This window comes from Nonomuraea sp. NPDC002799, assembly GCF_053592075.1.
In genome coordinates, this window is record NZ_JBSFVA010000002.1 from 1 (window position 1) to 24,813 (window position 24,813).

Annotated in this window: 23 protein-coding genes and 1 pseudogene; 15 read left to right on the top strand and 9 right to left on the bottom strand. The window is 70.2% G+C overall.

The features are described from left to right. Positions 1–82 precede the first annotated feature (82 nt). A pseudogene (locus ACWD0F_RS03880) lies at positions 83–847 on the bottom strand (peroxidase family protein); the annotation flags it as partial. 32 nt (positions 848–879) lie between these two features. Beyond that, positions 880–1,317 (bottom strand): Fur family transcriptional regulator, encoded by a 438-nt coding sequence (locus tag ACWD0F_RS03885; protein ID WP_449872384.1) that lies wholly within the window; start codon positions 1,315–1,317, stop codon positions 880–882. Between the two features lie 197 nt (positions 1,318–1,514). Here ACWD0F_RS03885 and ACWD0F_RS03890 point away from each other — a divergent pair, with 197 nt between their 5' ends. From ACWD0F_RS03890 to ACWD0F_RS03900, 3 genes are all read left to right on the top strand, one after another. Further along, positions 1,515–1,859, top strand: coding sequence for a hypothetical protein (locus ACWD0F_RS03890; protein ID WP_449872385.1), 345 nt, complete (start codon positions 1,515–1,517; stop codon positions 1,857–1,859). 151 nt (positions 1,860–2,010) lie between these two features. Continuing rightward, on the top strand, positions 2,011–2,997 hold the full coding sequence (locus ACWD0F_RS03895; protein ID WP_449872386.1) for a phosphotransferase: 987 nt from the start codon (positions 2,011–2,013) through the stop codon (positions 2,995–2,997). 55 nt (positions 2,998–3,052) lie between these two features. Next, on the top strand, positions 3,053–3,583 hold the full coding sequence (locus tag ACWD0F_RS03900; protein WP_449872387.1) for a DUF305 domain-containing protein: 531 nt from the start codon (positions 3,053–3,055) through the stop codon (positions 3,581–3,583). Here the strand turns inward: ACWD0F_RS03900 and ACWD0F_RS03905 are convergent. Continuing rightward, entirely contained in the window at positions 3,573–4,394 is an 822-nt protein-coding gene (locus tag ACWD0F_RS03905) for a hypothetical protein (RefSeq protein WP_449872388.1), read from the bottom strand. The genes ACWD0F_RS03900 and ACWD0F_RS03905 overlap by 11 nt on opposite strands. A gap of 59 nt (positions 4,395–4,453) precedes the next feature. On the opposite strand from ACWD0F_RS03905, the gene ACWD0F_RS03910 reads away from it, so the two are divergent. From ACWD0F_RS03910 to ACWD0F_RS03940, 7 genes are all read left to right on the top strand, one after another. Next, positions 4,454–5,152, top strand: coding sequence for a FadR/GntR family transcriptional regulator (locus tag ACWD0F_RS03910; protein ID WP_449872389.1), 699 nt, complete (start codon positions 4,454–4,456; stop codon positions 5,150–5,152). A 19-nt stretch (positions 5,153–5,171) separates the two neighbouring features. After that, a complete protein-coding gene (locus ACWD0F_RS03915; RefSeq protein WP_449872390.1) occupies positions 5,172–6,422 on the top strand; it encodes an ABC transporter substrate-binding protein in 1,251 nt (416 codons plus the stop codon). 103 nt (positions 6,423–6,525) lie between these two features. Continuing rightward, positions 6,526–7,365, top strand: coding sequence for a carbohydrate ABC transporter permease (locus ACWD0F_RS03920; protein WP_449872391.1), 840 nt, complete (start codon positions 6,526–6,528; stop codon positions 7,363–7,365). Beyond that, entirely contained in the window at positions 7,362–8,174 is an 813-nt protein-coding gene (locus ACWD0F_RS03925; protein ID WP_449872392.1) for a carbohydrate ABC transporter permease, read from the top strand. The genes ACWD0F_RS03920 and ACWD0F_RS03925 overlap by 4 nt, the downstream gene beginning before the upstream one ends. After that, a complete protein-coding gene (locus ACWD0F_RS03930; RefSeq protein ID WP_449872393.1) occupies positions 8,171–11,146 on the top strand; it encodes a glycoside hydrolase family 38 N-terminal domain-containing protein in 2,976 nt (991 codons plus the stop codon). Before ACWD0F_RS03925 ends, ACWD0F_RS03930 begins: the two co-directional genes overlap by 4 nt. Continuing rightward, positions 11,143–12,375, top strand: coding sequence for an enolase C-terminal domain-like protein (locus ACWD0F_RS03935; protein WP_449872394.1), 1,233 nt, complete (start codon positions 11,143–11,145; stop codon positions 12,373–12,375). The genes ACWD0F_RS03930 and ACWD0F_RS03935 overlap by 4 nt, the downstream gene beginning before the upstream one ends. 9 nt (positions 12,376–12,384) lie before the next feature. Beyond that, the gene (locus tag ACWD0F_RS03940) at positions 12,385–13,821 is read left to right on the top strand and encodes a S10 family peptidase (protein WP_449872395.1); all 1,437 of its coding nucleotides are present in this window, start codon (positions 12,385–12,387) and stop codon (positions 13,819–13,821) included. On the opposite strand, the gene ACWD0F_RS03945 is transcribed toward ACWD0F_RS03940, so the two are convergent. The 5 genes from ACWD0F_RS03945 to ACWD0F_RS03965 form a co-directional block, all read right to left on the bottom strand. Next, positions 13,780–14,691: a hypothetical protein gene (locus tag ACWD0F_RS03945; protein WP_449872396.1), complete on the bottom strand. Its 912-nt coding sequence runs from the start codon at positions 14,689–14,691 to the stop codon at positions 13,780–13,782. The genes ACWD0F_RS03940 and ACWD0F_RS03945 overlap by 42 nt on opposite strands. Then, positions 14,682–15,101 (bottom strand): peptidase inhibitor family I36 protein, encoded by a 420-nt coding sequence (locus tag ACWD0F_RS03950; protein WP_449872397.1) that lies wholly within the window; start codon positions 15,099–15,101, stop codon positions 14,682–14,684. Before ACWD0F_RS03950 ends, ACWD0F_RS03945 begins: the two co-directional genes overlap by 10 nt. Positions 15,102–15,320: 219 nt before the next feature. Continuing rightward, a complete protein-coding gene (locus ACWD0F_RS03955; protein WP_449872398.1) occupies positions 15,321–16,091 on the bottom strand; it encodes an SDR family NAD(P)-dependent oxidoreductase in 771 nt (256 codons plus the stop codon). Next, positions 16,088–16,225 (bottom strand): hypothetical protein, encoded by a 138-nt coding sequence (locus ACWD0F_RS03960; RefSeq protein ID WP_449872399.1) that lies wholly within the window; start codon positions 16,223–16,225, stop codon positions 16,088–16,090. Before ACWD0F_RS03960 ends, ACWD0F_RS03955 begins: the two co-directional genes overlap by 4 nt. Then, positions 16,222–17,388, bottom strand: coding sequence for a DUF4185 domain-containing protein (locus tag ACWD0F_RS03965; protein ID WP_449872400.1), 1,167 nt, complete (start codon positions 17,386–17,388; stop codon positions 16,222–16,224). The genes ACWD0F_RS03960 and ACWD0F_RS03965 overlap by 4 nt, the downstream gene beginning before the upstream one ends. 130 nt (positions 17,389–17,518) lie before the next feature. On the opposite strand from ACWD0F_RS03965, the gene ACWD0F_RS03970 reads away from it, so the two are divergent. The 4 genes from ACWD0F_RS03970 (at position 17,519) to ACWD0F_RS03985 (ending at position 22,777) form a co-directional block, all read left to right on the top strand. Further along, entirely contained in the window at positions 17,519–19,129 is a 1,611-nt protein-coding gene (locus tag ACWD0F_RS03970; RefSeq protein ID WP_449872401.1) for an ABC-F family ATP-binding cassette domain-containing protein, read from the top strand. A gap of 64 nt (positions 19,130–19,193) precedes the next feature. Continuing rightward, entirely contained in the window at positions 19,194–19,994 is an 801-nt protein-coding gene (locus ACWD0F_RS03975; RefSeq protein ID WP_449872402.1) for a hypothetical protein, read from the top strand. 147 nt (positions 19,995–20,141) lie between these two features. After that, positions 20,142–21,554 carry an RNA polymerase sigma factor gene (locus ACWD0F_RS03980; protein ID WP_449872403.1) on the top strand — a complete coding sequence of 471 codons (1,413 nt, stop codon included), beginning with the start codon at positions 20,142–20,144 and terminating at the stop codon, positions 21,552–21,554. A 110-nt stretch (positions 21,555–21,664) separates the two neighbouring features. Further along, entirely contained in the window at positions 21,665–22,777 is a 1,113-nt protein-coding gene (locus ACWD0F_RS03985) for an NlpC/P60 family protein (RefSeq protein ID WP_449872404.1), read from the top strand. Between the two features lie 18 nt (positions 22,778–22,795). Here the strand turns inward: ACWD0F_RS03985 and ACWD0F_RS03990 are convergent, their stop codons facing one another. After that, positions 22,796–23,293 carry an inorganic diphosphatase gene (locus ACWD0F_RS03990; RefSeq protein ID WP_449872405.1) on the bottom strand — a complete coding sequence of 166 codons (498 nt, stop codon included), beginning with the start codon at positions 23,291–23,293 and terminating at the stop codon, positions 22,796–22,798. 332 nt (positions 23,294–23,625) lie between these two features. Here ACWD0F_RS03990 and dacB point away from each other — a divergent pair, with 332 nt between their 5' ends. Beyond that, positions 23,626–24,798, top strand: a complete 1,173-nt coding sequence (gene dacB / locus ACWD0F_RS03995) for a D-alanyl-D-alanine carboxypeptidase/D-alanyl-D-alanine endopeptidase (protein WP_449872406.1) — start codon at positions 23,626–23,628, stop codon at positions 24,796–24,798. Positions 24,799–24,813: the final 15 nt, after the last annotated feature.

A 24,813-nucleotide genomic window follows, 5' to 3' on the forward strand; every position in this document is an offset into this window, starting at 1 on the left:
CACATGGACCCGATCCTCCAGCCCTTCCACACCGCCATCAACACCCTCACCTACGCGCCACCAACGATCCCGATCATCTCCACCCGCACCGGACACGGATGTCGCGGGCCGACGCGAGCGGGTCCGGGTTGCCGTTCGGGCCCTCGGGGTTGACGTAGATGAGGCCCATCTGGACCGCGGCGAGGGGGGTTTCGAGATCGCGATCGCCGGTGTAGCGCTCGTCGCCGAGCCACGTGGTCTCGGGGCCCCAGTAGACGTCCTCGTCAGGCTCCCAGACGTCCGCACGGCCGCCGGCGTAGCCGAAGGTCGTGAAGCCCATCGACTCCAGGGCGACGTTGCCGGCCAGGATCATCAGGTCGGCCCACGAGATCTTCTGGCCGTACTTCTTCTTGACCGGCCACAGCAGACGGCGCGCCTTGTCCAGGTTGCCGTTGTCGGGCCAGCTGTTGAGGGGGGCGAAGCGCTGCTGCCCGGCGCCGGCGCCGCCGCGGCCGTCGCTGATCCGGTACGTGCCGGCGCTGTGCCAGGCCATCCGGATGATGAACGGGCCGTAGTGCCCGAAGTCGGCCGGCCACCAGTCCTGCGAGGTCGTGAGCACCTGCGCGATGTCCTGCTTCACGGCCGGAAGGTCAAGGGTCTTGAACGCCTCGGCGTAGTCGAAGCCCTCGCCGAGCGGGTTGGCCACGGCGGGGTTCTTGGCGAGGATCTTGACGTTGAGCCGCTCCGGCCACCATGTGCGGTTTCCGCCACCCTGCGTCGGATGCGGGGCGCGCTGGTGCGCCACCGGGCAGCCGCCTTCGCCCTCCGGCTTCGGGTCGGTGACGATCGCGTCATGGTTTTCAGACATGTAAATCCTTCCGGACTGTGTGATCGGGTCGTTCACGAGCTGCGGGCGAGGGAACAGCCGGGGCACAGGCCCCAGTAGATGACCTCGGCCTCTTCGATCGAGAAGCCGTGGTCGTCGGACGCGGTCAGGCAGGGCGCGTGGCCGACCGCGCAGTCGATGTCGGCGACGGCTCCGCACGAACGGCACACGGCGTGGTGGTGGTTGTCCCCGATGCGCCCCTCGAACCGGGCCGGGCTGCCGGCCGGTTCGATGCGCCGGACGAGTCCCGCCGCGGTGAGTGCGTGCAGGGCCTCGTACATGGCCTGCAGGGAGATGTGGCCGACACGGTCGCGCACCCCGGAGGTGATCGCCTCGACGTCGAGGTGGTCGCCGCCCCGGACGGTTTCGAGCAGCGCCACGCGGGCGGCCGTCACCCGCAGGCCGGCACCGCGCAACTCCTCGGCGGGGGTCGGGGTCCTGGCTGCGGTCATGCGTCGAACCTACCGCTAAACACGAACAGTACAAGATATTGAATGGCCCAAGTTCAAGGGGCGGTGGGCGACATCGTCCTGGTGGCCCGAGTGGGGCCGGTGGGACGCCTGGACACCTCTGTCGGTACTTTTGTGAGCTTTATCCAGAAATCTGTGAGGTGTGTAGGGTGCGGCGGTCCAGGTGGATGGTGGGTGGCGTGATGACGGGATGCCTGCTGGCAGGCTGTTCCGCCCTGCCCGGCCTGGGCGCGAAGGAAGCGCCGGTGCCCGCCGCGAGCAGCACGCCGAAGCCGTCGCCTCCTGTCTCCGCCCAGGAGACCGCATCGGTGATCGAGGACTACATCGAGCGCAACAACGTGGCCAACGCGGCCATGAGCGACAAGCTGCTGGCGGGCTACGAGGGCGGCTCCAGCCTCGCCATCGACAAGGCGTCCTACGCCTCCGGCCGGAAGCTGGGCGAGGACCCCGGCAGGGGTCGGAGCGCAACTACGTCTTCCAGCAGGACAACGGGTTGCTGCCCGGCAAGTACTACAAGTCCATGAAGGTCGCCGAGTTGATCCAGGTGGCGGCGCACATCCCGCCGAAGGACGCCGAGCTCGCACAGATCAAGGTGCTGGGCTCGTACAGCGGCATCACCGCCGGCAGCGGTCGCTGACGCGGCGCCGCTCGCGCGCGGCCTGGGAGGATTCGCGCATGACGATGGATGGCGGGCGGCGGTTCGTTCAGTTCGATGCGGAGTTGGCCGGTCTGGCCGGTGCGGTCTTCGGCAAGGGGAGGCGGCTCGTCGCCGTGGATCGGCTGCGGGGTGGTTCGAAGAAGGGCGTCTATCGGCTGGCGTTCGAGGACGGGTTCAGCGCCGTGCTGTACGCCTGGAACGACGAAGAGGACTTCTGGCCCGCCGACTCCCACGGGAGCGCGGACGACCCGTTCGGCCACGCCAGCGGGTTGCGCCTGTTCGAGGCGAGTCATACCCGTCTGAGCGCTCTCGGGGTCCGAGTCCCCGCGATCTACCATCTCGACCCGGACGCGGACCTCGTGCTGATCGAGGACGTTCGCGGCGCGAACCTGGAGACGCTGCTCCAGGACGACCCGGCGCGCGGTGAGCAAGTGCTGGAGCGGCTCGCGGTCGTCCTGGAGGCGATGGCCGGGCACCGGGCCCCACTGCTCGGCAGGGTCGCCGACGCCGGGGTGCGGCGGCCGGCCGTTGACGTGGTGCTGGAGCGGGCGCTGGCGGATCTCGCCGAGGCGGCGGTGCGGGTCGAGCGCATCGGGCACGTCCGCGACGGATTCGAGGCCGCCCTCAGGGAGCTGGCCGCCCTGGTGGAGCCGCGCGGCGACTACGGGCTCATCCATGGGGAGCTCGGGCCTGATCACGTGCTGGTGGGCGCGGACGGCGAGCCCGTGCTCATCGACATCGAAGGGACGATGTTCTTCGACGTCGAGTGGGAGCACGTCTTCCTGGGGCTGCGGTTCGCCGCGCGGCACTACGCGCGGTTGCGGCCGGCCGGGCTGGACGAGCGCCGGATGCGGCTGTACCGGCTGGCCCAGCATCTGTCGCTCGTCGCGGGTCCGCTGCGGCTGCTGGATGGCGACTTCCCGGATCGGAGGTTCATGATGGAGATCGCCACGACGCACACGGAGCGCGCGCTGCGGTTCCTGCGGGAGGGGCCCTTGCGTTGATCGGGGAAATCGTCAACTCTTAGTAAGGTTTCCTATTAATAAGGGAGTGAGGCGGGTGCGCGGAAGACAGGCCCTGACGGCGCTGATCCTCCTGTTATGCGCCGCCTGCGGGACGGCCGCGTCGCAGCAGATCCCGGTCAACGCCGACGACGTGATGTTCGTGCAGATGATGATGCAGCACCACCGGCAGGGCATCGAGATCGCCAGGGTCGGCACGGCCCGCGCGACCACGCCGCAAATCAAGACGCTGACGGCGGCCATCGAGAGCACGCAGCAGACCGAGGTCGAGATGATGTTGCGCTGGCTGCACTCCTGGGATCAGCCGCTCACCCCGGCCACGGCCGCGCACGACCACCACGGCGGCATGCCGGAGACCGACCTCAAGCAGATCCAGGCGTTGCGGGAGTCCAAGGCGTTCGAGCGCGACCTGCTCACCCTGCTGATCGCGCATCAGGACGACGCCATGCAGATGGCCGGGATGGAGGTCTTCAACGGGGCCAACCCGACGGTCAAGGAGTGGGCCGGTCAGGTCAAGGTCTCGCGCAAGGGGCAGATCGACATGATGAGCGACCTGCTCAAGCGCTGACGCGGGTGACGAAGGCGCGCAGTGCCTGCTCGTACCGGCCGGTGTCGACGTTCCACGAGCCCACGTGGCCGCCGCGCGTGCGTACGAGCGTGGCGTCGGTGTCGTCGGCGAACAGCAGGATCGGCTGCTTGAACTCCCGGTGGTGGCGCACGTGATCCACGTCGTCCAGCGAGATCCCCGTGCGCCGCTCGACCACGAACGTGCCGACGGAGGCCAGCCAGAGCGGCACACCCTGCTGCCGGGCGCCCTGCTCGATGGGGCCGTGCCAGTCCAGGACGGGGCTGTCCAGGATCAGGCCCTTGATCGGCTCGCCGGGCAGGTGGCGGGCCGCCATCGGCACGATGCCGCCGCCCATCGAGAAGCCGTAGAGGATCACCCCGGTCGCGCCCTGGCCACGGGCGTAGGCGATGGCGCCGGCCACCTCCTCCCACTCGGAGGCGCCGAGGTGGAACAGGCCGTCCTGGGACGCCGGAGCTCCCTTGTCGTTACGGTAGCTGATCGCCAGCACGGGCATCCCCATCGAGTGGAGCAGCGGCATGAAGCGCAGCGCCTCCGACGGGTTCGCGTTGCGGCCGTGTACGGCGATCACCCACGTCTTGGAGGTGCCGGGGGTCAGCCAGGCGGGGAAGTCGCCTAAGGCGTCCCTGATCGACACCGCCGAGTACGGCAGGCCGAGGGCGGAGCGCGGGTCCTCGTGTCCCCACATCCACCGGTCGAAGTAGGCGCGGGTCCCGGGGGTGAGCGTGCCGCGCCGTACCTTGTCCACCTTGCGCGTGACGACGGCGGTGACCCGGGCCGGCACACGTTTCATGTCGCGAAAAATACACTCCTCATGGACGCCCATGGGATTAAGTGATTAGATCACTTGATATGTCCGAGGTAACGCGCCCCTCGCTTTCCGACGCTCTGACCGAGCGGATGCTGGAGCTCATCCGTACGGGAGGACACCGGCCGGGCGACAGGCTCCCCTCGACCAGGGAGCTCTCCCAGCGCTTCGCCGTCACCACCCCGACACTGCGTGAGGCGCTCCGCAGGCTGGAGGCCACCGGGGCCATCGAGATGCGGCACGGCTCCGGCATCTACGTCGGAGCCGACATCGAGCGGCTGGTCCTGCCCAACCCGAACATGCGCGACATCCACGCCGCCCAGCTCCTGGAGCTGCTCGGCGCGCGCATCGTGATCGAGCCGCCGCTGGCCGCGCTGGCCGCCCAGCACGCCGGCCGCGAGGAGCTGACCACGCTCAGGCGGGTGCTCGACGAGGCGGGCCGGCACCTGCGCGGCGAGGACGCCGAGCTGCACGACGCCAACATGACCTTCCATCGGGCGACCGCCCGGATGGCCGGCAACAGCGTGCTGCACGAGGTCGTCGACTCGCTGCTCACGGTGCACGGGCCCGAGCAGCGGGAGATCCTGCAGATCTTCGACGACCGGCGCCGCGACTACGACGAGCACCTGGCGATTCTGCAGGCCATCGAAGCACGTGACGCGGCGCAGGCCGAGGAGCGCATGCGGGCCCACCTGGTGGATGTGAAGACGGTAATAGAGCACAGGTCGCAAACCCCCCGATGAGAACCGAGGAGGCCGGTCCATGTTCCGGTCACGTGTGGCCACGCTCGGCGTGGTGGCGCTGGTCCTGACCGCTTGCGGCGGCAACGGCGCCGAGGCGCCGCAGAAGAAGACCGAGCTGACGCTGTACAACGACAAGGGCGCGTGGTCGAAGTACTTCGACGAGATGGGCGCCCTGTCCAAGCAGCGGATCGGCCTGGGCATGAAGCCGACGGGATACACGGACTCGGCGCAGTACCAGGCGTTCGTCAAAGCCTCGTTCCGCACCGACGTCAAGCCTGACCTGTTCACCTGGCAGACCGGGGGGATGCTGGCGGAGATCGTCAAGCAGAAACAGGTGGCCGACACCTCGGCCGTCTGGCAGGAGGCGATCAAGGCGGGCGACCTGTCGCAGGATCTCCTGCCTTATTACACGGTCGGCGGCAAGCAGTACTGCGTGCCGATGAACGTCGCCTACTGGGGCATGTTCTACAACAAGCAGATCTTCGACAAGTACGGACTGCGGCCCCCGGCCACGTGGGACGACCTGGTCACCACCGCCGGCACCCTGAAGAAGAACGGTGTGCAGGCCTTCTACCAGACCAGCGTGTTGTTCTCCTTCGTCTGGTTCGAGCAGCTCATGGCGGGCACCGACCCCGACCTGTACGACCGCCTGTCCACCGGCAAGGCGAAGTACACCGATCCGGGTGTGGTCCAGGTGATGGAGAAGTGGAAGCAGCTCATCGACGCCGGATATTTCATCAATCCTGGTGACAAGACGGATCCCGGGGACGTGCTGAAGAACGGCAAGGCGGCGATGGTCTCCTTCGGCACCTGGTTCAACACCAGCATGGCCTCGCGCAGCATGAAGCCGGGCACCGACTACGGCTTCTTCGTCATCCCCAACGTCAACGCCGCGCTCCCCAAGACGTCGATGATCTTCGAGAGCGGGCCGCTCTGCTCCCTCGCCAAGGCGGCCGACCCCGACGCCAGCATGAAGTACCTCAAGTGGTGGACCACCGCCGAGGCCCAGGAGAAGTGGGCCACGAGCAGGGGCGACGTGAGCGCCAACCCGAAGGTGGCCATCAAGGACGAGGCGCTCGGCGCGGTCACCAAGGACGCGGGCAGCGGGAAGTACCGCCTGGTCAACCGCTACTTCGAGGCCACGCCGCCGCCGATCCTGACGGCCGCACTCGACGGGTTCAGCAAGTTCGTCACCGAGCCGGCCACGTACAAGGAGGTTCTGGAGACCATCCAGCAGGCCGCCGACGAGTACTGGAGCACGCATCAGTGACGCGAGGGAGCGCCGTCGCCTGGAGGAGCGGCGGGAGCGAAGCGACCAGAGCGGGGGAAGGCGGCGGCGTTGGGCGACCGAGCCCGCCTCACGGAGTGAGGCCATGAGCACGCTCGGGCGGTTCAGGCACGGATACGTGGCTCCCGCAGCCTTGCTGGTCGCGGGTCTTCTATACGCGCCGTTCCTGTGGACGGCCTACCTGAGCCTCACCCGGTATGACGGCCTGGAGCCGGCGGCCTGGATCGGGCTGGGGAACTTCGGCAAGCTCGCCGAGGACCCGGCGCTGCTCACCTCGATCCGCAACACGCTGATCTGGGTGATCGGCACGATGGTGCTGCCGGTCGGGCTCGGCCTGCTGGTGGCGGTGTTGTCCTATGACATCAGGGGCGGCGCCTGGTACCGGTTGCCGTTCATGTTGCCGTACGCGCTGAGCGGCGCCGGCCTGGCCATGGTGTGGAGCCCGATCCTGTCGCACGACGGCATCGCCAATCTGCTGCTCGGCGTGGACACCGCGTTCCTGCAGAAGGCGCCGCACAACACCCTGGCCATGTTGCTCGTCTGGACCTGGCAGCAGCTCGGCGTGAACACGTTGTTGTTCGTGGTCGGGCTGCAGTCCATCCCGAAGGAGCCGATCGAGGCGGCCAGGATCGACGGGGCCTCGGGATGGGGGCTGTTCCGGCACGTGATCTGGCCGCTGATGAGGCCGCTGACGGCGGTCGTGGTGGGGCTCGCGCTGGTGGCCGGCCTGAAGACGTTCGACATCGTGTGGGTGCTGACGCAGGGCGGGCCGGGGCGCAACTCCGAGACGCTGGCGGTGACGATGTACAAGGAGACGTTCGTGGCCAGCGACTACGGCTACGGCTCGGCCGTCGCGGTGTTGCTGACCGTGGTCACGGGGCTGGCCTCCTACCTCTATCTCCGGAGGCAGGTGAGCTCCGCGTGATCCGGCGTGCCGTGCTGATCGTGCTCGGGCTGATCTGGCTCGGGCCGACTTACCTGCTGCTCGTCAACGCCGCGCGGCCCGCCGACGCCTACGATCCCTCCGGCGCGTGGGTGCCCTCGGGCGACTTCGCGCTGCTGGAGAACTTCGGGCGGGCCCTCGACAGCGCCGACCTGACGCGGAGCCTGGCCAGCACCGCGCTCTACAGCCTCCTCTCGCCGCTGCTCGGCGTGCTGATCGGGGCGCTGGCCGGCTACACGATCGTGGTGTTGCGGTTGCGGCACGGGTTCTGGTGGTTCCTGCTGATCTTCGGGGGCACGATCTTCCCCTCGCAGATGTTGCTCGTGCCGCTCTTCGTCGGCTACAGCGACGCCGGCCTGTACGACAGCCGCCTCGGCCTGATCCTCATCTACACGGCGATCAACGTGCCGCTGGCCGCGTTCGTGTTGCGGAACTTCTACTCCGGGGTGGCGTTCTCGATCTTCGAGGCCGCCCGGATGGACGGCGCCTCCACCTGGCGCATCTTCTGGCGCATCTACCTGCCGATCTCGTTCAGCGCGCTGACGGCCGTCTACATCCTGGAGTTCACCTTCATCTGGAACGACCTCGTCTTCGGCCTGACCTTGAGCCAGACGGAGGAGGTGCGCCCCGTGATGACCGCCATCGCCGGCCTCATGACCGACGTGTACGCCGGCACCCCGGTCCCCGTCGGCCTGGCCGCCGGCCTGGTGGTCTCGCTGCCGACCGTCGTGTTGTTCCTCGCCACCCAGCGCCTGTTCGCCAGGGGCCTGTCACTAGGGAGTGTTCAATGACCAGCCGGTTGCTCCAGCGCAGCCTGGGGAGCCCTGACTACGACGGCATCAGGCAGGCGTTGCGCGACGACACCTCGACGCCGGTCATCAGCGCCCGGGGGCTGGACGTGCGGGTCGCGGTGTTGCCGCTGTTCACCCATGACGGCCGTCAGGCGGTCAGGGTGTCCAGCACCGTGCCGCTGACGCACGTGCTGGTGGGCGTCGACAGCGCGACGGGCGCCGACGTGACGCTGCTGGTCCCCGAGGTGGACGAGCCGCGCGTGCTCACGCTGGAGTGCCGCGACGACGCCGGCGTGGTCGGCGTCGCGCAGATCACGGTGACTCCGCAGCGCAAGTGGCGCGTGTTCGTCGTGCACCACTCGCACCTGGACATCGGCTACACCGATCCGCAGGGCACCGTGCTCCGCCACCACCTCGACTACCTCGACGCGGCGGTGCGGCTGGCGGAGGAGACCGCGTCCTGGCCGGACGACGCCAAATTCCGCTGGTCGGTCGAGTCGTCGATGCCCGCGCTGAAGTGGCTCGACGCGCGGCCCGCCGAGCTGGTCGAGTCGTTCGCGCGGCGCGCCCGCGAGGGCGTGATCGAGGTGACCGCGCTGCCGTTCCAGCTGCACACGGAGGCGTGCTCGACCGAGGAGTTGCACCGGCAGCTCCGCTTCACCTCCCAGCTGCGGCAGCGGTACGGTTTCGCCACCAAGTCCGCCATGCACACCGACGTCCCCGGCGCGGTCGTCGGCCTGGTGGACGCGCTCGACGCGGCCGGCGTGCGCTACCTGGCCGCGGCCCACAACTGGGCCGGGCGGTCGGTGCCCTACCTGCACGGCGGCGACAAGCTGACCAGGCCGTTCCGCTGGCGGGCGCCGAGCGGGAACGAGTTGCTCGTGTGGTTCACCGACACGCCGCACGGGATGGCGTACATGGAGGGGAACACGGTCGGCCTGACCGACTCCTACGAGCTGGCCGGCGACCTGCTGCCGCGTTACCTGTCGGCGCTGGCCACGCGCGGGTATCCGTACGGGCCGGGGACCTTCGGCTGGCAGGGGCCGGACGCGCCGCGGGAGCCGTACGAGCTGGATGTGCTGCACCTGCGGGTGCAGGGCGCGCACGCCGACAACGCGGGGCCGTCGATCGTGCCCGCGTCGATCGCCCGCCGGTGGAACGAGGAGTGGGCCTATCCGCGCCTGCGCTCGGCGGTCAACAGCGACTTCTTCGAGCACGTCGAGGAGCACTATCTCGACCGGCTGGCCGTGCACGAGGGCGACTGGACCGACTGGTGGGCCGACGGGCTCGGCTCGGGGGCGCGCCCGCTCGGCTACGTCCGCAGGGCGCAGTCGGCGCTGCGGGTGGCCGAGACGTTGCACACGATCGCCGGGGTGGACGCCACCGAGCGGATCGACGCGGCCTACGACAAGGTCGCGCTCTTCAACGAGCACACCTGGGGCGCGGCCAACCCGTGGGAGGACGCCGAGGAGGCGGGCGACTCGGGCGGCCTGCAGTGGACGCGCAAGTCGTCCGGCGCCTACTCCGCTCAGGACGACGCGGCGGACCTGCTGCACGCAGGGGCCCGCAGGTTCGCCGCGGCCCTGTCGGAGTCGGGCACCGAGGGCGGCGCGCTGGCCTCCTTCGCGGTCTTCAATCCCGGCACCGGGACGCGGACCGACGTCGTGCGCGCGTTCCTGCCCCGGGACGTGGTGGGGGTGGACGTGCCGATCGTGCTGGTGGACTCGCGGACCGGGGCGACGTTGCGGCACCACGAGGAGTTCGTGGACCCGGTGGACTGGCCGACGCGGCCGATCGGCCGGCATCTGCACGCCATCGTGCCGGATATTTCGGGATACAGCTATGTCCGGGTCGACGTCGTCCCCGGCCGGAGCGCGGCCCCCGGGCCGGTCGAGCCCGACCTGCCCGGCGTGATCGAGAACGAGTTCTACCGGGTTGCCTACGACGTGCGCGAAGGTTACATCGGCTCGATCTTCGACAAGCGGGCGGGCCGCGAGCTGGTCAACGGGGACGCCGCGGCGGGCTTCGGCCAGTACGTCTACGACCAGTACGCGACCGCCCCCCACTTCAACCACCTGTCGGGACACATCGGGGCGCAGGACCGCACCCTCCTCGGTGACCGCGCCATCGGCACGAACGCCACCGTCGTCACGGCCGAGCGCACGGCCGTCGGCGAGAAGCTGGTCGTGGAGCTGCGCGGCAAGGGCGTCGACTGGCTGCGCACCACGATCGAGCTGCACGACGGCGTGCCCCGGCTGGACCTGACCTACCGGCTCGCCAAGCAGGGCACCCCGGCCAAGGAGGCCGTCTTCCTGGCCTTCCCGTTCGCCGCCGGCCAGCCCGCCGCCTGGGAGCTGACCGGCGGAGTCGGCGGGCCCGGCGTGCCCCGGGTGCCCGGCTCGGCCGAGTACATGTTGCCGATCAGGCACTGGATCGCCTTCGAGGACCCCGAGCTGACCATCGCCTGGGCCACCCTGGAGGCGCCGCTGGTGCAGCTCGGCACCATCCACATGCCGTACGCGCCGTTCCCGCCGACCCTCGACCAGGAGGACGGCACGGTGTACTCGTGGGCGCTCAACAACATCTGGGACACCAACTTCCCCTCGCAGCAGCAGGGCGAGACCACGTTCCGCTACGCGGTCATGTCGGAGGCGGGTGTGCCCGGCAGGCGGCTGGGCGCGGCGGCCGCCGCCGGGCTGACCGAGCCGTTCGTCGGCGCGCTGATCACCGACAGCCCGGCCGCCACCGAGTCGTACGCGTCCGTCGACCATCCCGACGTGCTGATCACCTCGATCGGCCGGTCGGGCGACGAGCGCGTGGTGCGGCTGCAGTCGCTGGCCGCCGAGCCGGTCGAGGTTACGGTGGGCCTGCCGGGCCTGCGTGCGGCCCGTGGGCTGGACGTGGTGGACGAGACGGTCAAGGTCCGGCTGCCCGCCTGCGGAGTCGCCGTCGTTTGGGGGACGTGCTCGTGAAGATCGTTGACATCAGGGCCACGACGGTCGCCGTGCCCCTGGAAGCGCCGCTGCGGCACAGCAACGGCGCCCACTGGGGCCGGTTCGTCCGCACGATCGTCGAGGTCGAGGCCGACAACGGGCTGGTCGGCCTGGGGGAGATGGGGGGCGGGGGCGAGAGCGCCGAGTCGGCCTTCCGCGCGCTGACGCCGTACCTGCTGGGTCATGATCCCTTTCAGCTGGAGGCGCTGCGCTTCAAGATCGCCAATCCGACGGCCTCGCTCTACAACAACAGGACGCAACTCCTGGCCGCCGTCGAGTTCGCCTGCCTGGACCTGGTCGGGCAGCACCTCGGCGTGCCGGTCTGCGACCTGCTCGGCGGGCGGGTCCGCGACGCCGTGCCGTTCGCCTCCTACCTGTTCTTCCGCTACGCCTCCGACGGGTACGCCGAGATCCGCACGCCAGGGCAGCTCGTCGAGCACGCCGCGGAGCTCAAGGCGGCGCACGGGTTCACCGTGCACAAGCTCAAGGGCGGCGTCTTCCCGCCCGACTACGAGCTGGAGTGTTACCGGGCGCTGGCGGAGGCGTTCCCGGACGACCGGCTCAGGTACGACCCGAACGCCGTGTTGTCGGTGGCCGAGGGTCTGCGTTTCGGCCGGGCCATCGAGCACCTGAACAACGACTACCTGGAGGACCCCGTCTGGGGGCTCGAAGGGCTCCGGCTGGTGCGCGAGCAGGTGCGGGTGCCGCTGGCGACGAACACCGTCGTGGTCAACTTCGAGCAGCTCGCCTCCAACGTCCTGCGCAGGGGCGCCGACGTGGTGCTGCTGGACACGACGTTCTGGGGCGGCATCAGGCCGTGCCTGAAGGCGGCGGCGGTGTGCGAGACGTTCCAGCTCGGGGTGGCGGTGCACTCGTCGGGGGAGCTGGGCATCCAGCTCGCGACCATGCTGCATCTCGGGGCGGTGCTGCCCAACCTCACCTACGCCGCCGACGCGCACTACCACCAGCTCAGGGACGACGTGATCGAGGGCGGCAAGATGCTGTACGCGGGGGGCGCCATCGCCGTGCCGACCGGCCCGGGGCTGGGCGTGCGCCTGGACCCGAAGAAGGTCGCCCACTACGCCGACTTTTATCGCGAAATAGGCGGCTATCCCTACGATCGCGACCCCGGGCGGCCCGGCTGGTACGCCACCGTGCCCAACGAGCGCTTCGCCGACCCCACCGTGTCGCTCGATGTCACGCCATAATCGGGCGATATGTCTGAAGTTACACAATCTGCCCCACCCGCCGACCACCTCGTCACCACGTCGCACAAGCTGCCGGACGGCCAGGCGTACACCGCCGTCACCGGCACGATGGTGCTGCGCGAAGAGGGCTTCACGGACGGGAAGTTCGACGGCCTGCGCCCGAAGGCCGAGATGTTCATCACCTCCTACACCCTCGACGGGGCCGACCCGCGCGGCAGGCCGGTCACCTTCGCCTTCAACGGCGGGCCAGGATCGTCGAGCGTGTGGCTGCACCTGGGCGTGCTCGGGCCGCGCCGGGTCGTGATGGGGGACGCGGGCGCCCTGCTGCCGCCCCCGTACGACCTGATCGACAACGAGGAGAGCCTGCTGGCCGTGAGCGACCTGGTCTTCATCGACCCGGTCTCGACCGGTTTCTCGCGGGCGGCCGAGGGGGAGCAGGCGGAGCCGTTCCACGGCTTCACCGGCGACCTGGAGTCGGTCGGCGAGATCGTCCGGCTGTGGACCACGCGGAACGGGCGGTGGATGTCGCCGAAGTTCCTGGCGGGGGAGTCGTACGGGACGGTCAGGGCGGCCGGGCTGGCCGATCACCTGCAGTCGCGGTACGGCATGTACCTCAACGGCGTGATGCTGATCTCCTCGGTGCTCGACTTCATCACCGGTGAGTTCAACGAGGGCAACGACCTGGCCTACGCCCTCTATCTGCCGACATATGCGGCCATCGCGCATTATCACGGCTTGCATGGCGACCGGCCGCTGGCCGAGGTGCTGCGGGAGGCGGAGCAGTTCGCCGAGCGCGACTACCTGTGGGCACTGGCCCGCGGCAACCGCCTCAGCGCCGCCGACCGCGCGGCCGCGGTCGCCAGGATCGCCGCGCTGTCGGGGCTGAGCGAGGACTACGTCGACCGGGTGAACCTGCGGATCGAGCACGTGCGGTTCTTCACCGAGCTGCTGCGCTCGCGCCGCCTGACGGTGGGCCGTCTGGACGGCCGGTTCACCGGCTGGGACCCGGACGCCGGGCGCGAGCACTTCTCCGCCGACCCCAGCATGAACGCGATCATGGGGCCCTACAGCTCCGCGCTCAACCATTACCTGCGCGCCGAGCTGGGCTACGCCAACGACCTGCCGTACGAGGTGCTCACCGGCCGCGTGCAGCCGTGGTCGTACAAGGAGTTCGAGGGCGCGCACGTCACGGTGGTCGACAAGCTGAGCGCCGCCATGCGGGCCAACCCGCACCTGCGCGTGCACGTGGCCTGCGGGTACCACGACGGCGCGACGCCCTACTACGCCGCCGAGCACACGCTGGCCCACCTGCCCGTGCCGGCCGAGCTGGCCCGCAACGTCGAGTTCCGGTACTACGAGGCCGGGCACATGATGTACGTGCACGAGCCCAGCAGGTTGCGCCAGTCAGCGGACCTGGCCGCCTTCGTGCTGGCCGAGCAGACGTGAGGCGCGGCGCAGGCGTTGCTGGAGGTTGACGCGCAGGGCGTCGAAGCGCTCGGAGTTGTCGCGGATGACGGCCCGCTGCAGCTCCGCGTCGGCCGCGTACCAGGCGGCGATCAGGCCCGACGACCACTTGCACACCGTGTCGGCGGTCGCGATCTGCTTCTCCTCCTCGCTCACGGCCGGCTTGTCCAGGTCCCAGCGGTTGTCGGCGATGGCCGCCTCGGGAGCCGGATAGGAGTGACCCGCCTGGCTCATGCAGGACCGCCAGCGCTCGATGGCGCCGGTGACGGCCGGATGTTTGGCCGCCTGCTCCAGCGTGAGGGAGTCCTGAAGGCCCAGCCAGGGCCAGTCCGCCTTGCGCGCGCCCTTGTCCAGGGCCAGCGTCGCGCGGTCCAGGCAGCCCCGGTCGGCGGCGCTGCCGTACAGGCGGTGGCGGGCGGGTTTGGGCAGCTTGCCCGCCCAGGCGCCGGTGGTGTCGGGCGCGGGCGGCTGAGCCAGGTGATAGCCGTACCGGCCCGCCGACGCGGTGTCGGCGACGCCGTAGCGGCGGGTGTTGCCGGGATCGATCGCGGCGATGGCGGTCGCTTCCTCGGCGGGCGGGCGGACGGTGATGCCCAGCTTGCGCATGCACCGTACGACGAGGTGGTTGTGGGCGTTGCCCAGGACGGCCCGCTGCTCGGGAGTGGTCTTGTACGCGTCGAACGGCAGCACCAGGTGGGACACCGAGGTGATGCCCGGGGTCTGGCGCGCAGGCTCTTCCGCGGCGCAGGCGGCGGCGGACATCAGCAGCAGCGCGCCCGCGAGCAGTCCGCGACAGCCGGTTTCCGGCGGCCAAGCCCGGAAACCGGCACTCCCGTTAATGCTCAGTGGCACCAGATGTCGATCGCGCTGGTGCGGTTGTTGCCGACAGCGTTGTTGGTCAGGAAACCGTCGTTCGAGTTGTGCGTGAACGTGCTGTGGGCGCCGGTGTAACCGGGGTGCTGCCAGAGGGTCGCGCTGCAGCCGACCCTGTTCCTGACCGAGCTGGTCTCGTTGTTCATGCTGTGCCAGGAGTTGCTGAAGTCCCAGTTCAGCCAGTTGTTGTCCGCCAGGTTGGAGTCGTCGGCGACGAAGTCGCGCCAGTGGTCGACCTGGCCGCGGTTGTAGTCGAAGCCGGCGTACAGGCAGACCCGGCCGCCGTAGCACGTCGAGCGGGGGCTGGCCGCCGCGGCGGCGGCGGGGACGACCACGCAGAACATCGCGGCCGCGGCGACGAAGCCGGCGGCCTTCTTGGATAGCCTCACTGTCTCTCCTCGATCGGTGAGTCGTTTTCGACCTCGTAACTTAGCGTGCCGAATCGAACACGAGTCGTTATGACTCGCCGATCCCCGAGGGGGCTGCGCGCCCGGAGCGGGTCGCGTGCCCGGCACGCCGCACCCACTGCTATCAGGGTCGCGAGGAGAGTCTTCGTGGCATTGACGCAACTGTTGCCAGCCTTGGAACCGGCCAGAGGAACTTGTGGGCTACTCGGGAAGTACGGCGGGGTTGCGCGCCAGCAGACCGCCGTCCACGCGGTGCTCCGCGCCGGTGATGAACGACGAGCGCGGCCCCGCCAGGAACGCCACCATCTCGGCCACCTCCTCGGGCCGTCCGACCCGCCCCAGCGGATGCGCGCGGCCCCACTGCCGGACCTGCTCCTCCTGGGTCAGGTCGCCCCGCCACAGGTCCGCCGCCCAGCGCAACATCGGCGTGTCCACCGAGCCCGGGCACACCACGTTGACCCGGATGCCGTCGGCGGCGTGGTCGAGGGCCATGGCCCTGGTCAGGCCGTTGAGCGCGGCCTTGCTCGCGGTGTAGGCGGCCACCTGCGCCTGTGAGGAGAACGCCTGCACCGACGACATGACCACGATCGAGCCGCCGCCGCGGGCCTTGAGCCGCGGGATGGCCGCCTTGCAGGTGAGGTAGACGCCCTTGAGGTTGACGTCGAGCACCTCGTCCCAGACCTCCTCGGGGGTGTCCACGACGGTTCCGTACCGCTGCACGCCCGCGCAGGTCACCACGACGTCGAGCCCGCCGTGCCGGGCCACGGCCAGGTCCACCAGGTCGCGCATGTCGCCTGCCCGGCGCACGTCGGCGACCACCCCCGTGACGTGCTCGCTGTCGAACGCCGCGTCCTGGCCGACCCCGCAGAACACCACGGACGCCCCGGCGCCGGCCAGCCGGTCCACCACCGCCCGCCCGATGCCCATCGAGCCGCCCGTGACCAGCGCCACCTTGCCGCTGAACTCACTCACGCCAGCACCTCCGCGCGCAACCTCGACACCTTCGTCTCATGCGGGCCCAGGACGAGGGCCGTGCCGTTGGGGACCGCGGCCGCGGGCCCGTCGGTCGTGACGTGCCGCAGGCGAGCCGCCCAGTTGCGCCTCACCGGAAGGTCACGTCCAGAAATCTCGGCCGGTAGATGGAGACGTCGCGGTAGTGGTCGGTGTTGACGAAGCTGTTGACGTTGTAGGAGACCACCAGCCCGTCGCCCGAGATGTCGGGATGGGCGTGCGCGTTGTAGGTGAAGATGTTCCCGCCGGTCTCGGGGGTCGTGTAGACGTGCTGCCTGCCGGTGAACGGGCCGGTCGGCGAGCACGAGGAGTAGGCCACGATGTTCGCGCTGAGCGCCTCGGTCGTGTCATGCGTGATCAGGACATATCCGGATCCGATCTTGCTGACGCTGTACTCGTTCGCCACCCCGCTCATCACCCGCGCCGAGTCGGCCTCGTTCCGCGACCAGGTGCCGTCGGCCGTGCGGAACTCCCAGGCGCCCAGCAGGCTCTGTCCCTTGATCCGGGCGATGTGCATGTACTTGGGCGAGCCGAGGTCCTCGACGCCGTAGACGTAGGTGTAGCCGCCGTCCTTGAGGAGGCCCGAGGCCCAGGCGACGCCGTGCCCCGACGGCAGCTCCCGCACGCTGATCGGCCGCTCCAGCCGCCCGGGGGCGAACCTGGCGACCACGTTCCGGTGCCAGCGCCAGTCCCAGGCGCCGGTGCCGTACCGCTCGTACTCCTGGTAGGTGACCTCGACGATCCCGCCGGCCAGCGTCGCGTCGCCGGCCCAGTACCAGTGGTTGCCGTCACGCGGCGGCATGACGGCGGTGGGCTTCGCGGCGGTGCCGTCGTGGATCGTGGACAGCCGGCCGTCGCGCTCGACGGCGAAGGAGTTGTTCAGGAAGACCGTCGTGCCGCCCTCCTCGACGACGGGCGGCCGCGAGCCGTCGGGGTTGACCCGGCCGAGGAAGGTGTCGGAGAACACCCACAACTCCCGCCCGCTGGGCAGCTTGATCGAGTAGGTGCCGTCGGCGCCCGTCCAGTCGTCCAGCTTGCCGTTGTCGTTGCCGTAGGCGGTGAACAGGCCGGTGAGCCGGGCGTCCGTGGTCGCGCCCGCGACCGCCGGCGCGCAGGCGGAGGCCGCGCCGGCCTGTTTTTCCTGCGGCGCCGCCGTCGGGACGGGCTTCGGCGGGGCCGCCCAGGCGGGCTGTGGCACGGCCGTGAGACCGAGCAACGCGATGGCGAGGGGTGCGAGTGCGGAGCTGAATCGCGTCATCACCTGGTCCTAAGGGAGGGATTCCCTACAGTTCTAGTCATTAGATCACTTGCTGTCCAGGGCCGCCGAGCCCGCCTCCGGCCCGGATATTGGGATGCCGTTCCAGGAACGCGGCAGATACCCTGCCCAGATGGGCCACGTCGAAGTAGGACATCTCACGTACGTGCTGCCCGACGGGCGGCCGCTGCTCAACGACGTGTCCTTCAGGGTCGGCGAGGGCGTCAAGGCCGCGCTCGTCGGGCCCAACGGCGCGGGCAAGACCACGCTCATGCGCCTGATCGCCGGTGACGTCCAGGCCACCGACGGCAGCGTGACGAGCTCCGGCGGGCTGGGCGTGATGCGGCAGTTCGTCGGCAGTGTGCGCGACGACAGCACCGTGCGCGACCTGCTGCTGAGCGTCGCCCCGCCCGCCGTGCGGCAGGCGGCCGAGCGGCTGGACGCGGCTGAGCTGATCATGATGGAGCGCGACGACGAGAAGACGCAGCTCCGATACGCGCAGGCCATCAGCGACTACACCGACGCCGGCGGCTACGACATCGAGGTGCTCTGGGACACCTGTACGGTCGCCGCGCTCGGCGTGTCCTACGACAGGCTGAAATATCGGGAAGTGTCGACGCTGTCGGGCGGCGAGCAGAAGCGGCTCGTCCTGGAGGCCCTGCTCCGCGGCCCCGACCAGACCCTGCTGCTCGACGAGCCCGACAACTACCTCGACGTGCCCGGCAAGGAGTGGCTGGAGCAGCAGCTCAGGGAGACGCCCAAGACCGTCCTGCTGGTCAGCCACGACCGCCAGCTCCTCGCCAACTCCGCCGACCGCATCGTCACCGTCGAGTCGGGCGGCATCTGGATCCACGGCGCCGGGTTCGCCACCTACGCCGAGGCCCGCAGGGCCCGCAACGAGCGCCTCGACGAGCTGCGCCGGCGCTGGGACGAGGAGCACGCCAAGATCAAGACCCTGGTCAACATGCTGAAGAACAAGGCCAGGTACAACGACGGCATGGCCGCCCCCTACCACGCGGCCCAGACGCGGCTGCGCAAGTTCGAGGAGGCCGGGCCGCCCGAGGTGGCTCCGAGCGAGCAGAACATCAAGATGCGCCTGCGCGGCGGGCGCACCGGCAAGCGCGCGGTCATCTGCGAGGCGCTGGAGCTCAGCGGCCTCATGCGCCCCTTCGACCTGGAGGTCTGGTACGCCGAGCGCGTCGCGGTGCTCGGCTCCAACGGCTCGGGCAAGTCCCACTTCCTGCGCCTGCTGGCCGGCGAGCCGGTCGCCCACGAGGGCGTCGCCAGGCTGGGCGCCCGCGTCGTCCCCGGGCACTTCGCCCAGACCCACGCCCGGCCCGACCTGCTCGGCCGCACCCCGGTCGAGATCGTCATGTCCGAGCACGCCCGGCTCAAGAACGAGGCGATGAAGACGCTGGCCCGCTACGAGCTGGCCGGGCTGATCGCCGAGCAGCGCTTCGACACGCTCTCGGGCGGTCAGCAGGCCCGCCTGCAGATCCTGCTGCTGGAGTTGTCGGGGGCCACGCTGCTGCTGCTCGACGAGCCGACCGACAACCTCGACCTGGCCAGCGCGGAGGCGCTGCAGGTGGGCCTCGACGCGTTCGACGGCACGGTGGTGGCGGTCACCCACGATCGCTGGTTCGCCGCTGACTTCGACCGCTACCTCGTCTTCGGCTCCGACGGCACGGTCTACGAGTCGCCGGAGCCCGTCTGGGACGAGACCAGGGTGGCGCGCCCCCGTTAAAGAATTGGTACGCCTGGCGCGTGTCCCCTGCCAGTCGTGCCCATGCACGGGTTATCACGGCAAAGTGATCCCGCGTAGCCGAACCGTCAGCCTCCTCGCACTCGGGGCGATCTGCCTCTCCGGGTGCGCGAGCGAGGAACAGCCCGTCCAAGAGCTCAAGCCTCTCGCTCTCAAGGAGCAGGTCTCTCATATCGTCAAATCAACCGACGGGTACGCCGTCAGTTGGGCCGGCGTGCTCGCCAACGCCAACCCGTGGCACTTCGGCGAGCACGTGGTGGCCACCATCGTGGGCCGTGACGCCAAGGGCACCGAGGTGGTGCGGATGGACCAGCCGCTCGACGCCGTGCCGCCGGGCGGCTCGCTGGCCTTCACCGGCCAGGCCAGCGCCGCCGAGAAGCCGGCCAAGGTGACGATCCAGTACCGTCCGGCGCGCTGGCGTCCCGCGGCCCGCATCGCCTCGGCCTTCCAGACCTTTCCCATCACGCGTGTGCAGACGCTGCGCCAGAAAGATGGCTCGTACCTTATTACTGGTTATGTGGGGAATCCGTATCAATTGTCGGCCAGTAGTCTCGTCGTGAACGCGTTGCTGCGTGACAAGGCCGGCAAGTTGCTCGGCGGTGGCAGCACGTTCGTGGACGACGTCAAGGCGGGCAGCCCGCCGCGGTTCATCCTGACCGTGGGCGGGCTGCCCGCGGGCGCGCAGGTGGCCAGGACCGAGGTCACGGGCCGGACCTGGGGCTCGACCGGCCGACCGTTCGAGGATCTGGCGCTCGGCGGGGCGCTGCCGATGCACACGGTCAAGCCGACGACCGATCCGTTCGCGGTGGACCGCAGCACTCAGATCGTTTCCGAGCATAAAGAGTAATACGCCAGCCTGAACCTCGAAAAAGTGGGTTTTGGGGGAGGATTTCGTGGCTTGTCGGTACGATATTCGAGCCGCCTGGCAGACAAGCGAGAGCATCAGCCGAGAATAGGTAGAACTACAAGTTACCGATCCATTACGCTCGGTCACATGGATGACCGCATGCTGGTGGAAGCACTCCGCGCCCGTGACCCAGGCGCCCTGGCCGCGCTCTACGACGCGTACGCGGAGAACGTCTACCGCTACTGCTGGTCCCTGCTCCTGAGCGCCGACGGCGCCCAGGTGGCGCTCCGCGACACGCTGATCGCCGCCGAGGCCCACGCGAGCGCGCTCGTAGACCCCGACCGCCTGGGCGCCTGGCTCTACGCGCTGGCCCGCGTCGAGTGCCTGCGCCGCAGGGCCGCCGCGGCGCCCGGCGCCGCGGAGGCCCTGGCGGAGGCGCCGCCGCTCGGCGAGCCCGCCGACGCCGACCTGCGGATCATGGCGTGGAACGCCGTGCGGAGCCTGCCCCTCGCCGACCGGGAGGTCCTGGAGCTGACCCACCGGCACGACCTGCCGGGCCCCGAGCTGTCCCAGGTGCTCGGCGTCCCCGCGCGCCAGGTGGAGCAGGCGCTGGAGGAGGCGCGCGAGCGCCTGGGTCACGCGATCACCGCCGAGGTCCTGGCCAGGAAGGGCCCCTACGACTGCCCGCGCCGGGCCCGCATCCTGGCCGGGTTCTCCGGCGAGCTGACCCAGGAGATGCGCGAGCACCTGGTCAGGCACCTGCCGGGCTGTGAGGTCTGCGCGCCGCACCGCGACCGCGAGGTGTCGCCGGCCAAGGTCTTCGAGCTGCTGCCGGCGGCGGTGCTGCCCGACTCGTTGCGGATCAGGGTGATGAGCTGCTTCATCGATCCCGAGCTGATGCCCTACCGCCGCTATGTCGCCCGGCGCACGGGCACTCTGGGAGCCGCCGGGTTTCCCGTTCCCACCGGTAAGGGCCTTCAGAAGTGGCCTCAGGCGCTGGCGGGCGCGCTGGCGGCGGTCGCGACCGTGGTGGCGATAGCGGTGATCTTCCAGCAGTTCGGAAAGGAGGGCGGTGGCGTGTCGGCGGTCGCGACGGCCGCGTTCCCCGCGACGGGGGAGCCTCCCGGCTTCCGGTTGCCCTGGCAGCCGGAGCCCGAGGACGTTCCGCTGACCGTGGAGCCCGTCCTGGACAGCACGGTCATCCAGCCCATCGGGGTGACGGGGGTGCCGACGCAGGCGCCGCCGCTCCTGGTGCCCGCCCACCTTCCCGTCCGGACCGGGCCGGCCGGCCGCCCGGGGCTGTCGCGCGGGCCCTCGTCACCGGCGGAGCCACCGGTCTGGCCCCCGAACGAGCCCACGCCCGCCGACCCGCCCGGCGAGGAGCCGGGCCCCGGCCCCGAGCCGCAGCCCGCCCCCATCACGCCCCCGCCGCGTCCCACTCCCACTCCGACGCCCGCCCCGCCGCCACCGCAGACGCCCTCGCCGACGGCCACGCCGACCCAGACCGCCACGCCGACCCCGACCGAGGAGCCCTCCGCCACACCGGCGGAAACCACCTGACCGGCACCTTCCGCCACACCGGCGGAGACCTGACCTGCCTCGATCACGTTACGTAAGCGAATTGCCGGGAACTGTGTGCATAGAGTTACCATCTGTTGCCAGGGGGACCAATGCGCACAATACGGGCCGGTCTGCTCGCGTGCTGCCTGATCGTCGCCCTGTGCCCGCCGGTCGGGGCCGACCCCCGCCACCCGTCCTCGCGGGACGTGGAACGGGCCCGCCAGGCCGCGCGCGAACGTTCGAAGGAGCTCGCGGTGACGACCACGCGGCTGGTCACCGCCCAGTCGCGGCTGGACGAGCTGGCGGCCGAGGTGGAGCGGCTGGTGGAGGCATACAACGGCGAGCTCGTCCGGCTCCGGCACGCCCAGCAGGCGCATGAGCAGGCCAGGACCCGACTGGCGGCGGCCGACGCCGAGGCCGAGCGGGCCCGGCAGGACGTCGCGCTGGTGGCGGCCGAGACCTACGGCGGATCGATGCTGGTGGACCCGATCATCGGGATGCTCATCGACCAGGGCGACGATGAGGGCTTCCTGCATCGGGCCGGCGTGCTCGGGCAACTCGGCGGGGAACGCGCGGCGATCCTCGGCAAGATGCGGGACGCTCAGCAGGTGGCGGCCATCCTGCGGACGCAGGCGGTCAACGCGTACGCGGCCCGGCAGGCGGTCTCCGAACGAGCCGAGCGGGCCAAGGCCGCCGCCGAGGCCGCCGTGGCCAGGCAGCGCGGCGACACCAGGCAGCTCAGGGCCCGCAAGGTGAGCCTCCAGCACCGGGTGGACGCGGCGCGGACCCGGGTGGAGCTGCTGGCCAGGCGGCGGGCGGCGGCGGCCGCGGTCGCCGGGCTCATCTCGGCGGGTTCCACGATGGGGGACGTCGCGGCCAACTGGGCGCTCACCCAGCTCGGCAAGCCGTACGTGTGGGCGGCCGCCGGGCCGGGCACCTACGACTGCTCGGGCCTGACGATGCGGGCCTGGGAGAAGGTGGGCGTACAGATGGACCACTGGACCGGCACGCAGTGGACGGCGGGCCCCCACGTGCCGACGGACCAGCTGCGCCGCGGCGACCTGCTCTTCTTCGGCCACGTCAGCAGCGACCCCGGCACCATCCACCACGTCGGCATCTACGTCGGCCGGGGGCAGATGGTGCACGCGCCGCAGACCGGCGACGTGGTGCGGGTCGCCTCGATCTGGCGGGGGGACCTGGTGGGCGCCACCAGGCCCCGATGACGGTCAGCGCTGATGGTGTCAGTGCTGGTAGTAGCCCTCGTCCTTGGCCCGCCTGAAGGAGCGCTCGATCTCGGCCTCGGCCTCGATGCGCCCCACCCAGTTGGCGCCCTCGACGGACTTGCCGGGCTCCAGATCCTTGTAGACCTCGAAGAAGTGCTGGATCTCCAGCCGGTCGAACTCCGACACGTGATGGATGTCCTGAATGTGGTGCATCCGCGGGTCCGTGGACGGCACGCAGAGGACCTTGTCGTCCCCGCCCTTCTCATCGGTCATCCGGAACATGCCCACCGCCCGGCACGTGATGTAACAACCCGGGAACGTCGGCTCCTGCAGCAACACCAGCGCGTCCAGCGGGTCTCCGTCTTCACCGAGGGTGTGCTCGATGAAGCCGTAGTCGGCGGGGTACTGCGTGGAGGTGAACAACAGCCGGTCAAGCCTGATCTTCCCGGTCTCATGGTCCACTTCGTACTTGTTCCGTTGTCCCTTGGGAATCTCAACGACAACGTCGAACTCCACCGCGGTTCCTCCGCTCACGCCCCCGGGCACCCCGGTCTGGCGTTAATGTCTCGTAGGCGAACACAGCAGAGAGGGCAGGCGACGTGGCGCGGCACGATCGGTTGGTGATGCTGACCACGCTCGCCGTGCTCCAGGTGCTGACGGTCGTCATCGGCGTATACGCGATGACCACCGGCTTCAGCCTGGGCGCGTTGACAAGCGGGCCTGCACCGACCGAGCCGGCGGCGTCCCGGCCGGAAGGATCTCCCTCCGCCTCCGTGGTCACCGCAGGACCAGTGCTGGCCCAGCTTGCGGCGAAGTCAGAAGACGGACCTCTCCCTACCAAGGGTACTTTGACGCAGCAGCTCACCCGCGCCCTGGGTGACGATGCGCTCGGCGATCGGGTGGGCGCGGTCGTGCTCGACACGGTCACCGGCGAACGCGTCTTCGCCTCCAACGCCGACACCCCCATCGTCCCGGCCTCCACGACGAAGATCGTCACCTGCGCCGCGGCCCTGGCCTCACTCGGCCCTGACACCCGCCTGTCCACCAGGGTCGTCCAGGGCACGCAGCCCGGCGGCGTGGTCCTCGTGGGTGGCGGCGACCCGTTCCTGGCGGGCCCGTCGGCCCGGCAGGGATACCCGAAGCAGGCCAGCCTCACCACGCTGGCCGCCCGCACGGCGGCCGCGCTGAAGGCCAAGGGCGTGAAGAAAGTCACCCTTTCCTACGACGCCTCGCTCTTCGCCGGCACCCCGATCGCGCCGGGCTGGAAGCCGAACTACATCCCCGACGGCGAGGTCGCCCCCACCTATGCCCTGACCATGGACGAGGGCCGCCAGAACCCGCGCTACAACGCGCCCCGCGTCGCCAACCCGCCCCAGCACGCCGCCACCGCCTTCGCCGGACTCCTCGCCAAGCAGGGCATCGCCGTGTCGAGGTCCGTCCGCGCGGCCAAGGCCCCCGCGGGCGCCGCCGAGCTGGCCAGGGTCGACTCGGCCCCCCTCTACGCCCTGGTCGAGCACACGCTGACCCGCAGCGACAACGACCTCGCCGAGGCCCTGGCCAGGCACGTCGCCATCAAGGAGGGCCAGGAGGCGTCGTACGCCGGATGGTCCAAGGCGGTCACCGGGGTGCTCCAGCGGCTCGGCGCCGCCCAGGGCGTCGCGCTCTCCGACGGCAGCGGCCTGTCCCCCCGCAACCGCATCAGCCCCAGCGCCCTGGCCAAGCTCATCGCCATGTCCGGCTCCGCCGACCACCCCGGCCTGCACGCCATCGCCTCCGGCATGCCGGTCGCGGGCTTCTCCGGCACGCTCGGCAACGGCCGGCGCTTCACCGCGAGCGACAGCAGGGGGCAGGTGGGCCTCGTCCGCGCCAAGACCGGCACCCTGAACAACGTCAACACGCTGGCGGGCATGGCCACGACGAAGGACGGGCGGCTGGTCACGTTCGCGTTCATGGCCGACCACGTGCCCGGCACCGCCGAGCCCGTGCTCGACCGGCTCGCGGCCCTCGTCGCGCGGTCCTGATCGTGCTTCTTCGCA

Coding starts and splice junctions, on each gene's coding strand:
- ACWD0F_RS03885 (WP_449872384.1), bottom strand. CDS start 1,317: ATGACCGCAGCCAGGACCCCGACCCCCGCCGAGGAGTTGCGCGGTGCC.
- ACWD0F_RS03895 (WP_449872386.1), top strand. CDS start 2,011: ATGACGATGGATGGCGGGCGGCGGTTCGTTCAGTTCGATGCGGAGTTG.
- ACWD0F_RS03905 (WP_449872388.1), bottom strand. CDS start 4,394: ATGAAACGTGTGCCGGCCCGGGTCACCGCCGTCGTCACGCGCAAGGTG.
- ACWD0F_RS03910 (WP_449872389.1), top strand. CDS start 4,454: ATGTCCGAGGTAACGCGCCCCTCGCTTTCCGACGCTCTGACCGAGCGG.
- ACWD0F_RS03915 (WP_449872390.1), top strand. CDS start 5,172: ATGTTCCGGTCACGTGTGGCCACGCTCGGCGTGGTGGCGCTGGTCCTG.
- ACWD0F_RS03920 (WP_449872391.1), top strand. CDS start 6,526: ATGAGCACGCTCGGGCGGTTCAGGCACGGATACGTGGCTCCCGCAGCC.
- ACWD0F_RS03930 (WP_449872393.1), top strand. CDS start 8,171: ATGACCAGCCGGTTGCTCCAGCGCAGCCTGGGGAGCCCTGACTACGAC.
- ACWD0F_RS03940 (WP_449872395.1), top strand. CDS start 12,385: ATGTCTGAAGTTACACAATCTGCCCCACCCGCCGACCACCTCGTCACC.
- ACWD0F_RS03965 (WP_449872400.1), bottom strand. CDS start 17,388: ATGACGCGATTCAGCTCCGCACTCGCACCCCTCGCCATCGCGTTGCTC.
- ACWD0F_RS03970 (WP_449872401.1), top strand. CDS start 17,519: ATGGGCCACGTCGAAGTAGGACATCTCACGTACGTGCTGCCCGACGGG.
- ACWD0F_RS03980 (WP_449872403.1), top strand. CDS start 20,142: ATGGATGACCGCATGCTGGTGGAAGCACTCCGCGCCCGTGACCCAGGC.
- ACWD0F_RS03985 (WP_449872404.1), top strand. CDS start 21,665: ATGCGCACAATACGGGCCGGTCTGCTCGCGTGCTGCCTGATCGTCGCC.